15 protein-coding genes and 1 pseudogene are annotated in these 13391 nt (G+C 41.1%); 11 read left to right on the top strand and 5 right to left on the bottom strand.

The features are described from left to right. Positions 1 to 633: HEAT repeat domain-containing protein (locus ABF638_RS33570; protein ID WP_435027134.1), on the top strand; the 633-nt coding region annotated here is incomplete at its 5' end. Between the two features lie 174 nt (positions 634 to 807). Here ABF638_RS33570 and ABF638_RS33565 read toward each other — a convergent pair. After that, on the bottom strand, positions 808 to 1410 hold the full coding sequence (locus tag ABF638_RS33565; protein ID WP_435027133.1) for a tyrosine-type recombinase/integrase: 603 nt from the start codon (positions 1408 to 1410) through the stop codon (positions 808 to 810). 623 nt (positions 1411 to 2033) lie between these two features. On the opposite strand from ABF638_RS33565, the gene ABF638_RS33560 reads away from it, so the two are divergent. Continuing rightward, a complete protein-coding gene (locus ABF638_RS33560) occupies positions 2034 to 2309 on the top strand; it encodes a hypothetical protein (protein ID WP_435027132.1) in 276 nt (91 codons plus the stop codon). Positions 2310 to 2344: 35 nt separating this feature from the next. Beyond that, entirely contained in the window at positions 2345 to 3163 is an 819-nt protein-coding gene (locus ABF638_RS33555; protein ID WP_435027131.1) for a hypothetical protein, read from the top strand. 314 nt (positions 3164 to 3477) lie between these two features. Here the strand turns inward: ABF638_RS33555 and ABF638_RS33550 are convergent, their stop codons facing one another. The 4 genes from ABF638_RS33550 to ABF638_RS33535 form a co-directional block, all read right to left on the bottom strand. Continuing rightward, complete coding sequence (locus tag ABF638_RS33550; protein ID WP_435027130.1) at positions 3478 to 3762, bottom strand: hypothetical protein; 285 nt, start codon at positions 3760 to 3762, stop codon at positions 3478 to 3480. Between the two features lie 1446 nt (positions 3763 to 5208). Beyond that, complete coding sequence (locus ABF638_RS33545) at positions 5209 to 8268, bottom strand: DUF5906 domain-containing protein (RefSeq protein WP_435027129.1); 3060 nt, start codon at positions 8266 to 8268, stop codon at positions 5209 to 5211. Between the two features lie 491 nt (positions 8269 to 8759). Beyond that, a complete protein-coding gene (locus tag ABF638_RS33540) occupies positions 8760 to 9005 on the bottom strand; it encodes a hypothetical protein (RefSeq protein WP_322746390.1) in 246 nt (81 codons plus the stop codon). Between the two features lie 58 nt (positions 9006 to 9063). Further along, a complete protein-coding gene (locus ABF638_RS33535; RefSeq protein WP_141699832.1) occupies positions 9064 to 9255 on the bottom strand; it encodes a hypothetical protein in 192 nt (63 codons plus the stop codon). Between the two features lie 263 nt (positions 9256 to 9518). Here ABF638_RS33535 and ABF638_RS33530 point away from each other — a divergent pair, with 263 nt between their 5' ends. The 8 genes and pseudogenes from ABF638_RS33530 to ABF638_RS33495 all read left to right on the top strand — a co-directional run. Continuing rightward, complete coding sequence (locus ABF638_RS33530; protein ID WP_167756050.1) at positions 9519 to 9683, top strand: hypothetical protein; 165 nt, start codon at positions 9519 to 9521, stop codon at positions 9681 to 9683. Positions 9684 to 9862: 179 nt separating this feature from the next. Further along, positions 9863 to 11047, top strand: a complete 1185-nt coding sequence (locus ABF638_RS33525) for a hypothetical protein (RefSeq protein ID WP_435027128.1) — start codon at positions 9863 to 9865, stop codon at positions 11045 to 11047. Next, positions 11028 to 11222, top strand: a complete 195-nt coding sequence (locus tag ABF638_RS33520; protein ID WP_435027127.1) for a hypothetical protein — start codon at positions 11028 to 11030, stop codon at positions 11220 to 11222. The genes ABF638_RS33525 and ABF638_RS33520 overlap by 20 nt, the downstream gene beginning before the upstream one ends. A 4-nt stretch (positions 11223 to 11226) precedes the next feature. After that, entirely contained in the window at positions 11227 to 11448 is a 222-nt protein-coding gene (locus tag ABF638_RS33515; protein WP_435027126.1) for a hypothetical protein, read from the top strand. A gap of 90 nt (positions 11449 to 11538) precedes the next feature. Next, positions 11539 to 11796: a hypothetical protein gene (locus tag ABF638_RS33510; RefSeq protein ID WP_435027125.1), complete on the top strand. Its 258-nt coding sequence runs from the start codon at positions 11539 to 11541 to the stop codon at positions 11794 to 11796. Position 11797: 1 nt separating this feature from the next. Beyond that, a complete protein-coding gene (locus ABF638_RS33505) occupies positions 11798 to 12208 on the top strand; it encodes a hypothetical protein (protein WP_435027124.1) in 411 nt (136 codons plus the stop codon). Beyond that, the gene (locus tag ABF638_RS33500) at positions 12208 to 12924 is read left to right on the top strand and encodes a hypothetical protein (RefSeq protein WP_435027123.1); all 717 of its coding nucleotides are present in this window, start codon (positions 12208 to 12210) and stop codon (positions 12922 to 12924) included. Before ABF638_RS33505 ends, ABF638_RS33500 begins: the two co-directional genes overlap by 1 nt. Positions 12925 to 12987: 63 nt before the next feature. Beyond that, positions 12988 to 13391, top strand: a pseudogene (locus ABF638_RS33495) (hypothetical protein); the annotation flags it as partial.

The following is a 13391-nucleotide window of genomic DNA, read 5'->3' as shown; positions in this document are numbered from 1 at the left end:
GCATTGGGCAACTTAAATAATGCCTCGGAAAAGGTAGTCGAAGCACTCCTGTCCCGACTTCATGATAAAAGCGAGATGGTAGTTACCTATGCTGCTGTGGCATTGGGCAACTTAAGTAATGCCTCGGAAAAGGTAGTTGCAGTACTCCTGTCCCGACTTCATGATGAGAGCAAAAGTGTGCGTTTTCTTGTTATTAGCGCATTGAGTAACTTGAGTAATGTCTCAGAAAAGGTAGTTGCAGCACTCCTGTTCCAACTCCATGATGAAAGCGAGATAGTACGTACCTCCACTACTCAGGCATTGGGCAACTTAAGTAATGCCTCGGAAAAGGTAATCGAAGCACTCCTATCCCAACTTCATGATGAAACCGAAATGCTAGTTACCTATACTATTAATAGGGCATTAGGTAATTTTGGTAATGCCTCGGAAAAAGTAGTCAAAGCACTCCTGTCCCAACTCCATGATGATAACGAAAGGGTGCGTAACTCAGCTACTAACGCATTAATCAAATTGGGGAAAAACTCAAGCAACGTTGTCGCTACTATTGCCCAATGGATTTCGCAAAACCAGAATTCAAAATATGTAGGAGAAGCTATTGATTTGTTGTGGAATTTAGTTGTGATAGAGATATAAATGAGATCCAAATAATAAAATACCGAGCCGTTTATTTTGATTTTTTTTGCCAAACCTAAGTATTGTGGCGCTTTTGTCCAAAGGGCAAAAGCCTGAGCAATTAGTATTGCAGGTCACTACACTTAGACTCAAAATGTAGATTTGAAATCGCGATAACCCGCGATAGTCAAAATTTTACAAATCACCCCAATCAAAATTCAGGAAGCGTCGAGCGTTTAGCTTGGTATATTTCTCCGTGTGTTTGATATCGCGGTGTCCGAGGAAGTCTTGGATTTCCCTAGTGTTATAACCCTGATTCACCAGATAATAACCGCAAGCATGGCGCATCATGTGACAGTGAACTTTGATATCAAGCCCCGCCTGTGCTGCCAGTCGCCCAAGCAGCTTTCGCACTGCATCAGTAGACATCACCTCACCACGCTCAGAAACGAAAATATATTTACTATCGGGCAACATCTCTCTGAGTTCTTTGAGCAAAGTTATTTCATCATCTCTCAAGGGATGCACCCCAGAATCACTGCCCTTTTCCCTGGTGATGAAAATCTGGCGTTCGCCCCACATCACTGCATCCCACCTTAAACCGCACTTAGCCCCTACAGCTTCCCCCACCCTCAGACCGTGGCGAAACATGAGCAACATCAGTGTATAATCACGGTGGGAATAACGAGCTTTACGATCGAGCGCAGCATCGAGGAGAGATCGCACCTCACTTGGTGTAAGGTATTCTCTAGACCTGTAATGCTTGTTGGGTAGACGAACTGGGGGCGGTGGCCTCATTGATTATTAGCGATAGTGTCCGGTGTACACGGTATATTATGGACAGTCTACTACGCCACAAGCCCCATTACTCCGTTGAGAGTCGCGCCACTGCATAGTTATTGCGAACAGTTATCAATTGCTAAATACGTCCATCTTGGGCCAATGCCAAATAGTTAGTCTGCGATTGCGCTTCTAAATTTAAATAAAATTAGTTTTAGGCGTAGATATAGCGAAGCTGTCACCAGGGGCAAGATAGCCTAAAAGCATTGTGGAGTCTGGGTTTAAGAAAAAAAGAGTTGATACTTCTATAGCAAAAGTCTTGGTGGTTAAGACATCAACAGATGATAAAACTTAGACACAAAAAGACTTTTCACCCAGTCCCCAGTCCCTTGCTATATATTACTAAAAATTTTCTAGCTCTGCTCAAACTTAATATAAAGATTATTTGAAAAAGTATATTTTTATGCAGTAAAATTTCTTTTTTTTAAAGAATTAAAGATTTTGTAAAAAGTCTTATTTACTATTTCAATAAAATTAACTAAGAGTTAGACTCACCTTTGTAAATTAATAGTATATCTCCAACTGGAAATTACTTAATATCTAGAAATAAAATTCAACTTTTAATGCGTGAGAGTAAGTTTATGGGTGCTTTGAAAATTTTATCCATGTCTACTGCTAGAGCAACATTTATCGCTCTGAGCTTAGGATTAGGAATGCAACAGACGCAAGCATATACTCTTTTTAGTGACCAGACAACTTTTCAGAACCAACTGGACAATTTTATTGTTGATGATTACGAAAACTCTAACTATCTTCGTGGTGATATTGAGGATAGATTAGATTTGGATATTCATACCAATGCCTCCATGAGTGCTATATTTAATGAGCTTTCTCCTTTTGTCCATACCTGTTTATAAACCAATGGCAAAATTTCAACAAGGAAAATCAACTCATGCTATCTAATTTAATTAAAATAATAAGAAAAATCAGCAAAAACAACTTATATATATTTGTTTTTATTTTAGTGCTAATATTTTTTATTTCAATAAACTTTACAGCGAATGCTCAACAATTAGTTTCTCCAACTAATTTAAAGATAACATGGATTGATATCTTACGAGAAGAAGGAATTAAGCAATCTGTTACAGCCCTAGTAGGTTTAATAGCTGGTATATTTGGAAGTGCAGGATTTCAAAAGTTTTTGATAGAGAAAAAGTTAGAAGAATATAAATCTTCTTTACTTACACAAGTAGAAGAAAAAAAGAATGAACTCAATAAAGTTTCAAATATTGAAATAGAAAACTTAAGAGCAGAATTACAACATGATTTACAAAATAGAAGCCAAAATTTACAATTTGAACTAGATAGCCAGAAGACAATAATTGATAATAATTTGAGCATTATTCGAGAAAATCATTTAGCATTCCATCGTTATAAACTTGAATTATATCGCTCTCTTGCCGAGCCGCTTCTTGATTTCGTTAACGAAATTATTTTTCATCAAGCACTTGGAGATGAAACAACAATTAACCAAAGCATCTTATATGAATTTAACAAAAAAAGACTTAAAAATCATGCTGAACTAGTTATGTTTGCTCCTCAAAATGTTATAGATGCTTATGACGAAGCCATTGATTATATACTTAAATATATTAATGGTGAAGAATTCAATTGGAAAGAATTTAGAAAATATGCTTTACAGGTTCTTAATAGAATGCGTAATGATATTGGCATAAATGAAGGAGATATTAAATATAATGGTTATATGTAAAACCATCCTATAAGTGTAACGACCTGCAATACTAATCGCTAAAACCTGCAATCAAGACATTTACAAACCAGGATTAAATGCAACTATAATTGCGCTTCAGCCAGGATTAAATGCAACTGAGCCAGGATTATTTGCAACTAACCTTGCAATCATCGCTTTGAGCCAGGATTAAATGCAACTATAAAAGTAAAAAAAACGAACGTTTCCTTTACTTTTATAGTTGCACCTAATCCTGGCTCAAAACCAATGATTGCTCTTTAATTGCAGGCTTGAGCGATTAGTATTACAGGTCGCTACACCTAACTACAAAGACGTTAAAAACACGAACTAATTGCTACTATGCAAGCACCTGTAGCTAAGATAGGTGCTACCCAAGGGTTACCACTAATCATTAAAGGTATTGCAACGAATCCTAATGCTAATATGACAGCTACAGTTTTGCCGCCTGATTGCAAAATTGGAGCAGCGATGTCCATCCAGCGTCTAACCGGAGTTTCTTCAACCATTGTTTCTAAAACTTCTTTAGTATTGTCTAAGACAATCTCGACAGATATTTCTTTGGTTGTTTCCGGTTTTTCTTCGATGCTTGCGTTAGTCAATGGTGTTAATTCAATGCTTAGATTAGATTTATTGCAAGAATCAAAATTTTGTGCCATACTAAAATAGCCAGTCTTATAACTGGAATGAAAAGTACTTTTTCCTGAATCTGTCGTCGAAAACTTTTTTCAGGAATGAATATACGCAAGTCCTCAATAGACAAACTGTCTGTTGAGGACTTGTTTCATATATTTAGATTACATGCAAATCTTGGGAATTGTCAATGAATATACTAATTTCCCTATCTTAAAACTATCAGAAATAATTTTAAATGTCAATACTAAATTTATTACTTAAGATAGTTACACAAGCTATTTACAAGCTTATTTTAGGTCTATCGAAAGATAGATTTGTGAAGTGTCTCTACCTCTCGGCGGTCACCCGTGAAAGTGCGACAATTGTCATTTAACTAAGCCTGATAAAGGTTTGGAGGTTGCAAACCCGTTGAAAAAAACAATAAAAATTTATTGCACATTGCGATAGGTTACGGCAACTTCCGACTTCCGAAGCTAGTTGGTGGAAGTCGGAAGTCAGGAGTTGGAAGTTACAGTTGCGAGATTGCGATCGCTAACTTCCTGTGACTGCGTTGCCAAATGTCAATAAGATAACCTAACCGCCCCAAAACCTTAATTTGGCGTGAGCGCCAGTCAGTGCTGGCTCGACTATTGCAAATATTTATTTATTCAGGGAGCCACACAACAGATATAACCCCATGATGGCGATGCCGAGAGAAACATTTCGGTGCATAAGACTGCATCATGCCGAGGGCGATGCAGTAGCGTGGAGATTTTTTCTTTAACTATCTCTTCGAGTGCGCGGTCGTCTTCTCCCCCAATTAACCGGACATTCTATAAGCGTTGGATCTGCGTTGGGTGTTTCTCTATTCCTGGTAACATGGTCATCACTTCCCGCAACGTTGCCGAATGTTTTTAGTTTCTCAATTCTGAGAATCGTTAGTGGCGACATCAAAGATTTATGCTACAAATGCAGTGCTTTTGTAGTACTAAAAAACCCCTTCGGGCGAACGACGGTTTCATGTCACGAGCGCAGCGAGAGATGGCACAGCCACCCGCAGGGCATGAAACCATAGTGAGTATGGTATCACTTATACAAAACCCTGAAATCCACTTTTGGGGGAGAAATCGCGCTTCCTGCCTACTGTCAAAATACGCCCAAAAGCACCTTTAGGGGGTATAACGACAGTCGTTTGACAGTCATCGGGGTTTTGGACAATGACTGTCAAACGACTGTCATTTGGTACAGTAGAGGGATACTAGGGGTGGTTTACGGCATATTTTGACAGTCATCAAAATTTGGTATCAATCAACACGATGCCTTACTTATAATCCCCTCTAATTCGGTAGGAATACAGGACATGGAGCAACCTAATTTAGAAGTGCTTTCGATTAAGCTCCCGTCACGACAGTAGCGATGGCCAGTTGCATTCCTTAGTCCATTACAAACGTCTCGCATAAAATCGCATCTCGGTTCCCTTGCTCTGTTGCCACAGTCACAATTCCATTCTTGGAGTCGTAGTTAATCATCTCACCTGCGAACTTGACCGCACCACTAAGCGATCGCACCTCAACTTGGCAACCAACAAACCCTGCAATGTTCCCGCCGTCGATTTCAATCTGCAACAGTGAGTATAAGTTCTCGTCCTCAGCTTTTACCAAAACAGTATCGGATGCAATTGGCGCGGCGATCGCTGCCTGATCCTCAGTTAGCATACCCGCACCACTTTCTAGTTGATCCGCACCAGTTTCGCAGGACTCCCCGCAGCAGTTTTCCTTATCCTGTAAGGGTTCCGCACCACCCGCACCAGTTGGGGGTACATATTCTTCTTTTTTCAATGGGATAGGAAGCAATTCAATTTTCATATCTTCCTCTTCAATGTTTTTTTCCTGGGAATCTGAAAAAGTGGTGCGGGTGGTGCGGAAGTCTTGATTTGGCGAGGTTTCTGGTGCGGCAAGTGGTGCGGAAGTGGTGCGGGTAGAGTCTAAAGTGGTGCGGGTAACTTCCAAAATGCCGATGCCTTTAAGTACTGGGATGTTTCTTTTAGCAATGTCACAGTACCTAGTTCCCTTGACAGCCTTGGGGAAGAGTTGGGCGATTCTGGCGATGACTTGGTTGATACCCTTTACGTTTTTGTCACTGGGTCTAACCTGTTCGCTCCACGTTCTGCGGTTGTTATCGGAATCTATAGTTAATGTGCCAGTTTGAGTGTAGTAATGTTCCAGTCTTACCCATAACTCTTTTGCAGTCATTTCCTTATCAGGGACATAGCCTATGTTCGCAGCTTCTATGAAGTCAAATAGGTGATTATTTTCTTTCTGAAGGTTGTAGAAAGCATCAGTTGTACATTCGTAATCAATGCCTTCTTCTATCAGGTCATTAAGGGCTTGCAGCATTTTATTTAGAAATGCTGGGGCTACTTTCGTTCTGATAAATTCCTTGTCGTAAGCGAATCTTGGATCAGCTAGTAATTCATTTGGGTTGTTAGGATCTGGATTTTTTTCAAAGGTTTTCTTAAACTCTAAAACTGCAATCCTATCTTGAATTGCTTTCATTACTCCTTGTAATGATGGTGTTTCATTCAAGTTAAAAATACCTATGGCTTCAGGGGTAAACTCAATATGGTCTTTACCCTTCCGTTCACAATGCAACTTGTTACCAGTTACAAATAATTTTAAGCTTTGAATCTTGTCGATTCTCGACGTTTGTGGGTTTTCTGATGCCCAATTTACCCTGCTGTGCATCAATGGAGCTAAGTTAAACTTCCTGCCTTCGTCGTATAATTGGAAGTCTGCTAAAGAGACAGAAGTTAGTCCATTTTCGCCGTAAATGATTGATACACACTCGCGCAGAGCATCTTTACCGTTAGACCCAAGCCCAACTGCTAAAATTGCTTTTACCTCTCTTCCTCTGAGTTTTCTAACAGTTGCAAGGTCAATTGATGCGGCTAAGTTCCTCAAAAGAATTTCTCGCTGGGGCCTATCCAAACACTCAAGTAATCGGTCGCAATCTGTAGTATCAGCGTTTGGATTGTACTCAATCAACGGTTCATAAATAAAGTAATCTTCGGGGGTATGAGGGTCTAGCCGTGGAATAACCTTATTACCTATCAAAACGGGTCTAACTATCCCATTAGTGCAGTTAATCCCTGGTGGATTGAGTAATTCTGCCTCAATTCCCGTTCGCATTTTTGCCCACTCTAGAACCTTCTTAACTGAACTGGGTGAAGCGTAGGGATAAGATTTTTTACCTTGCTCATTTTCAACTGCAAAGGAGTTACAAAAATTAGTTATCCGTCTACGCTCTGTGTCGTCGGGAGAGTGTTTATAGTGGTTGCCAGTGTGAAAGTAGAGCTTATCCGCAGCACAAATCCAGTTCTTATCCCCATAGAGGGTTTTGAAAGCAATTTGAATGAAGCTGACAACTGGATCTTCATCATTTAAAGGATCATCAAAATTTTGCAGCTTTGCCAGTTGCTCACGCTCTGCCACAGCCGCGTGGATCTCCTGCTCTAACCTGTGGATAAACTCTGGTACTTCCATCTGCCCCAAGATTTCTTTGATGTCACTTGATTTATATGGTAAATCGGGGCAGATGTCGTGAGGGTTAATTCCAATAAATGCAATACCCACCTCGGCTGCACAGTCCTGGCAGGTCTGGAGTTTCTTTAAGCCAGTGTCGTCAGCATCGTGCAGAAAAACGATTAATCCTATGCCTGAATCTTTAACACGTTGGTATTCTGGGGTGATGGTTTTCGTATCCCATCCACTGCCCTGAAACGTAATCCCAGCAATCCCATGTGCGCGACCAACTTCTACGCATCCCTCGCCTTCATGCTGGAGTAGTGCCGAGGTGACATTTACTGATTTAGCGGCGGCTAGCGCTTCATCAATGCGATATGCCCCCCAAGGTTGATCACCCTTCTTCATTTCTGGTGTGCCGTCGGGGAGTCTATGCCATTGCCGAAAACTCTTGTCATAACCTTTCTCTTTACTGGTGTCTGCCCATTCGTAACGGTCAATCCATTGGGTTGAGGAGTATTGATAGGTTGTTTCGGTTGCGTTTCCGGGGATGCCCTTTCGCTTACTCTTTAATTTTTGAGGTTGGGGAATATTGGTTGCTGGCTCGGTCAACATTACCAAACCTAATTCGCCATCTGGAATTGGGGTTGGGTTGGGCTTGACCTTCTTAACTCTGATTGGGTTTTTGTTGGGTGCTGCACTGAAATTAGTTTTTTGTCGCTCTGTCAGCACTTCATCCCAAGGTTTGATTGCCTCTCGGATGTCCTTGCACTCACAATTATTGAAGCATCTGTACTTCCCGGTTTCTGGGACGATAGATAAGTTGTGCCCCCCGCAAACGGGGCAGATGTACTTGCCTTTTTCTTTGGCTGGTTCTAGCTGATCTTGAAAATTTCGGATGTCGAAGGAGGCGAACGCCCCTGGCATAACGCAGCCGCCAACGGCCTCTTGTCCTGTTAATTGGGCTACCATTGTGAAATCCTTGTGAGGTAAATTGTGTGGGCTTTACCTCCCCCGAAGATTCACCAAATTTTTAATCAAATTTCTCTATAACCTGTTGTAGGAAGTTGTAAGAAGTACTAGGAACTGATAACATTAGGTTATAAAGAAATTTAATAGAGATAAAAATGACTGGGTGTCTTCTAGGACTGTTAAACAACTTGTTGAAGCAAGTTGAGTCTTGGGGAGGCATTCTTTTCTTATGTATATCTGGTGACATGACACTTAGAAAAGATGAACTAAGGGTATAGTCTTATTTAATAGTAAATTATGTCAGGCAAAAAAATAATAAATATCTCAGCTTTATAAAATAAAACAATTTATCTATTTTCCTCAAGCCAAGACACAGCAAAGCTTTACCGAGTTTTTAACTAGTATTAAAAACCAAACAAATACCTCACTCTATTAATAGTATTAGTGTGACTAAGAATAATTCAATTTGTTGATGCTGCTTCAAAAAGACATTAATCTAAAATTTTGACTGACTTAATACCTTGGCTGCATTTTGTCACTAACAGCCATCTTTTAGCCTCTGGCTCTAGCGCGGGCATGATTCGGAAGTTGAAAACATCTGCCCAAGTTTCGACCCCGTGAGCGTTTGCAAAACTGATTTCAAGTTCCTTGAACCGTACCCAATCGCGATCGCTGATAGCCGTCAAAACGGGGATAAATGTACTTAGTGGCATTAGAGTTGCTGTTTGAGTCAACATACCTGTTTTTATCTATAGCCTTTGAAAGCAATTCTACACCTAATACGCTAGTACGCAATTATCCTTGTGAATGCTGCTTATCCAAAAATTCCTGGACTAGCTCACAGATCACGGTGTCCATCGTCCGATTATTTTTAACGCACCACAGCTTAAATTCTGTGTGCATATCCTTTGGCATCCTTGCTCTAAGATGTGCCACTTCATCTGGTTTATCCCCTTTAGGTCTACCCACAATTACGCAATTACTCATAAACTCTACTTTTAGATTATCCACTTATAATCAGTAATTTTCATTTTTGCGTACTAGAGTTATAGCGTAATGGAGTAATTTGGTGTTATAGTGTGGCTATGGCATAAATGCCACGGTTTGACGAAGCCTGTATCAGATGGTTGAAACGGCAGAGTTACTTAATTAGCTACCACGCAAAAGCAGAGAAGGCAGAAACGCCAACGGCAGGCAAGATACACGTATTCTTGGCGACTTTAGCCTGCAAATTATTTTGAGGAGAATTTATGCGAGTAACAATCAGGCAATCCTTACACCCATTTATCAGCAATAAAGCGCAGGAATTAGGCATTAATGATCATGCAGAAGTCGTTAACTTCCTTTTACTTCAGATTTTGCAAAACTCGATGCTGTCACAGGCTCCCACAAGGGGGAGCCAAGATACTCAGTAGTGTTTCACAGAATGCTTCATGAAACAGTTTCAACGGTTGCATCAATGTTTCAGCCTCACAACAACCGTGAAACGATACTTTCACTCGCTAGAAACATGAAACATGAAACATGAAACGTTAGTTGATGATGACTACCTTTCCTTGTGACAGTGACGATAAAAAGTTGAGGGTAAAACGATATGTCAAGACCTAAAAAACAACCAACATCTATAAGCGCGAATGCACCTAACACAAACGAGCCTGAAACTATAACAGAGAAAGCATCAATGCCATCAAAAAAGGTAATTCATTTGATGCTAGATGCTGGACGCTCCAGTATTAAATATCAGGCTTTCGTTAATAACGAAACTGGCACAACACCAGTGATGAAGACTGAATCTTTAGTGTGTTGTGTGCCATCAGTACCATTTGGAGAATTAGGAGCTTTCAGCCTAAGCCGAGGCAAAGATGAAAACAACAAAGATGTTGTAGAGCATTGGGTTGTAGGCTCCTCAGCTAGATTGCAAGGTAAGGAATATATAGCGATGAGTGATTCCGAGAATCACAAAGTACACTACTTCCCAATCCTTGCATTAGGTGCAATTGCATCTCTGCCAAATCTGCTTGAGTTGTCCACGGGGACTTCCAACAAGCGTAGAACCTTGCATATTCGTTTATCAACCCTCTCGCTAGCTTCCCCATTAGAACTAAAAAAAGCCATTGAACAATGCAAGTGGATAGCGGTAGATGGTGTTAGATATCGTCTGTGCTTTTCTAAACTTGGCTTTCTGGGATTTCCAGAAGGATATGGTGCATCACTTTGGGCAAGCGAACGCTTTGACGATAAACAATTCCATACTTTTGATATTGGATATGGTACAGCCACAATCAGCGAATACAGTAATCTCGGCAAATTACCAAAACGGGTAACTTGTAGTCCGAATGGTGGCGGTGGTGTTGCCACACTAATCAAAGAATTCTCCAGAGCATTGAGCAACACCGATTCTTCTAAAATGATTCGCCCCTCCCAACTGCGCGAGATTTTAGAAACTGCAACCGTTGGTGATAACGGCATAAGTGCGATTGCACCTGATGGCGAAGACATTGGGACTGAGTTAGAGAACGCGATTCATTCATGGATGAAAGATTCTCCCTTGGCTTATGCCCTAGATGACGTATCCGTGAAAGCCAGACGCAGCAAAGTAACTTTGTGTGGCGGTGCGTTTGCGATCGCGCCTGTGCAGATGTTGATTAAAGAAAGATTACTTAAATCTTGTATTCCAGAAAGTAATTTGTTGATTCCCGAAAATCCGGGAACCGTTGCTTTATCAGAAATGAAAAAACTTTACTTAGGAGAAACGACCGATGTTAACCAAGCGGCTTAATTACAACGTCCCTCAAGACTTGACTCCAGCTATCAGAATGCTTGCAGAAATGGATGGAACAACCCCCGCTTACTGGCTGAGAAAAGCTCTAGAGAAAGTAGTAAATGAAAGATTCTCTGTCAATAACAATCATCAAATTAACTTAGGAAATTTGGAGGCGATAAGAGGTGAATAATCTGATGAACAGTATTGTTAGCACAGAAGAAATCGTAATCATTCTGGCTGGTGTTGAGCAAACTTTAAGGTTGGTTCAAGCTACTCCCGAATATAGGAGACTGCAAACATCGAAGCATTTTACTACATCAAACGACTTGGTTTTGAATGATGCCATTCAATCAATTTCTGAGGTTTTAGATGGCATTGAAAAAGTACAACTTGCTAACAGTTCTGATGAGGATTAATTGGGCAAACGCTTGCCCTGTCAAGAAAAGCGTTTGCACAAGTGACTTAGATCAGGGATGAAATCAGTACACACATTCAAGGATATCAAAATGGCGCACCCTGTAGGATATTACTCTCTCTCTCACGACAATGCACTCATTAAAGATATGTGTGAGACATGGGGGGAAGGACTAGAGAAGATGAGCGAATCAGACACACTCTGGTTAATTGCAAAAATCGCTCATCAAGCATGGTTAGAGTGTGAATCTTCTAACCCTCCTAGCAATGAAGCGGAGTCAGTATTTAAACGACTGCATGAGTTAAAGCAATGGGAAAAATTTGCACTAATCAGCGCAATGGCACAGTGAGATGTACAAGAAGCAATTGTATTTAGCCTTGGTTGGTGTCGGGGTCTGCTTCTTGCCTGTAATCATCCCTTTAGTACCCAAGTTAGGGGCTTATGCAGAAGCCGAAAGATTAAAAGCCACCGAAGGATTAGAACGTCAGCGCATAGAAGAACGGGCAAAAACTAGCGATGCCTTATATGAAGCCGGAGTCATGCCCACAACTCGTTCTCTAAGAATCACGAATTATTTTGACAGCAGTAAACGCAATCCCAGACCAGACCCAACCCTTTATCAAGATGATGAGATTGTTGATGTGTTTGATGCTTCTGGGCGCTGCATAGGTCGGATTGAAGAAGGAATTTGGAAGTGGAAGCACAAAGCCAAAGAGGTTTGTAAAAGCGTTCAAAATATCAAACCAGTGAGGAGAAAATAATGGCGTTAGGAACATCTGGTGCAGAAAGTAATAGTACTGGTAACAGCGATGGTAAACCCAAAGGTAAGAAGCGATCGCTTGGTGAAATCATCGATTTTTGCGCCAAGGCTGTTGTGATGATTGTTGGTTTACCCATTAGGGCAGCCGCCGCTATAGTCAATCAGTTTGTTGCTAACGGTGGCGCGGGTCGTGCCTTGGTAGGTGGGATTTTATTTATCGGCGGTTCCATAATTAGTGCTGATTCAACTTGGCAATTAATCTTTCAGGGGCCGCCTGTTTGTCCTTGGTTTGAGCCGGCTTGGAATTGGCTAAATGTGCCGTTTGCACTGTTCAACCCCTTGTTTTACTTGGCATTTATGGTTTCTGTAGGTGTTCAGGTAATTGAAGCCCATGCCCTACGCGGTAAAAACCCAGATTCAGCTAGGCGGGAACTTCAAGATCACATGGTCTATGAGCTTGAAACCAAGCCTAGTGGCAAGATTGACTTGGTAGGCCAGTTGTGGCAAGACTACAAGACCGCAGGGACACGCGATCGCTCTAGTGCAGGGCTAGTTGTGATTGCGGTTTGGGTGTTCGATATTGTCACCACCTTTGCAGCTCGTAACCCATTTGAATTTACAGCCCCATTCATGATTTTGGGTTGCATCTTATTTAATATCGGCACAATGATGGCAGGTGAAATTGGGTTTGCTATTTGGCGATTGACTAAAGATTAAAGTGAGCGCCGCTCAATAACTCTTCAGTTGGGCGGTTTCTTAACTCAACGAGGCATTTGTTTTATGCAAAACAATAATATCCCAAAAATTACAACTAAGGAAACGGAGTACTTACGCGATTCTTATCCGGCTTTATCCCATTTGGAGGCAGGAAATATTTCTGAATGGTTGCAAGAGCGCAAGGATCAATTATTTGAAATAGCGCGGCAATCTGAGAACGAAGCAGACATGACCCGTGTACTTGGCTTGCTGGCTGGGGGGATTGGAGCGGTTTGTTATGCGGTCAATCCAATGGCACTGGTTGGTGGTTTAATTGGTGGTGCTGCGTGGTTATGGTTTGTAGTGGAACATTCCAATAGAACCAAAGAGATTGCCCCCTTACCATTTGTACGTGGCAACTTTATAGACGCTCTAGCTCGTGCTGGTGACTATGATACTCGGAGCAATTATCAAGCGGATCATCTTGC

Origin of the sequence: Nostoc sp. CALU 1950, from assembly GCF_051172895.1 — a bacterium.
Taxonomy (GTDB): domain Bacteria; phylum Cyanobacteriota; class Cyanobacteriia; order Cyanobacteriales; family Nostocaceae; genus Nostoc; species Nostoc edaphicum_A.
This window is presented reverse-complemented; position numbering and strand designations above follow the sequence as displayed.

Excerpts from the sequence above, each read along its gene's own strand:
- ABF638_RS33565 (WP_435027133.1), bottom strand. The coding sequence starts at position 1,410 with ATGAGGCCACCGCCCCCAGTTCGTCTACCCAACAAGCATTACAGGTCT.
- ABF638_RS33510 (WP_435027125.1), top strand. The coding sequence starts at position 11,539 with ATGGCGCACCCTGTAGGATATTACTCTCTCTCTCACGACAATGCACTC.
- ABF638_RS33530 (WP_167756050.1), top strand. The coding sequence starts at position 9,519 with ATGCGAGTAACAATCAGGCAATCCTTACACCCATTTATCAGCAATAAA.
- ABF638_RS33545 (WP_435027129.1), bottom strand. The coding sequence starts at position 8,268 with ATGGTAGCCCAATTAACAGGACAAGAGGCCGTTGGCGGCTGCGTTATG.
- ABF638_RS33560 (WP_435027132.1), top strand. The coding sequence starts at position 2,034 with ATGGGTGCTTTGAAAATTTTATCCATGTCTACTGCTAGAGCAACATTT.
- ABF638_RS33505 (WP_435027124.1), top strand. The coding sequence starts at position 11,798 with ATGTACAAGAAGCAATTGTATTTAGCCTTGGTTGGTGTCGGGGTCTGC.
- ABF638_RS33515 (WP_435027126.1), top strand. The coding sequence starts at position 11,227 with ATGAACAGTATTGTTAGCACAGAAGAAATCGTAATCATTCTGGCTGGT.
- ABF638_RS33535 (WP_141699832.1), bottom strand. The coding sequence starts at position 9,255 with ATGAGTAATTGCGTAATTGTGGGTAGACCTAAAGGGGATAAACCAGAT.
- ABF638_RS33520 (WP_435027127.1), top strand. The coding sequence starts at position 11,028 with ATGTTAACCAAGCGGCTTAATTACAACGTCCCTCAAGACTTGACTCCA.
- ABF638_RS33555 (WP_435027131.1), top strand. The coding sequence starts at position 2,345 with ATGCTATCTAATTTAATTAAAATAATAAGAAAAATCAGCAAAAACAAC.
- ABF638_RS33540 (WP_322746390.1), bottom strand. The coding sequence starts at position 9,005 with ATGTTGACTCAAACAGCAACTCTAATGCCACTAAGTACATTTATCCCC.
- ABF638_RS33525 (WP_435027128.1), top strand. The coding sequence starts at position 9,863 with ATGTCAAGACCTAAAAAACAACCAACATCTATAAGCGCGAATGCACCT.
- ABF638_RS33500 (WP_435027123.1), top strand. The coding sequence starts at position 12,208 with ATGGCGTTAGGAACATCTGGTGCAGAAAGTAATAGTACTGGTAACAGC.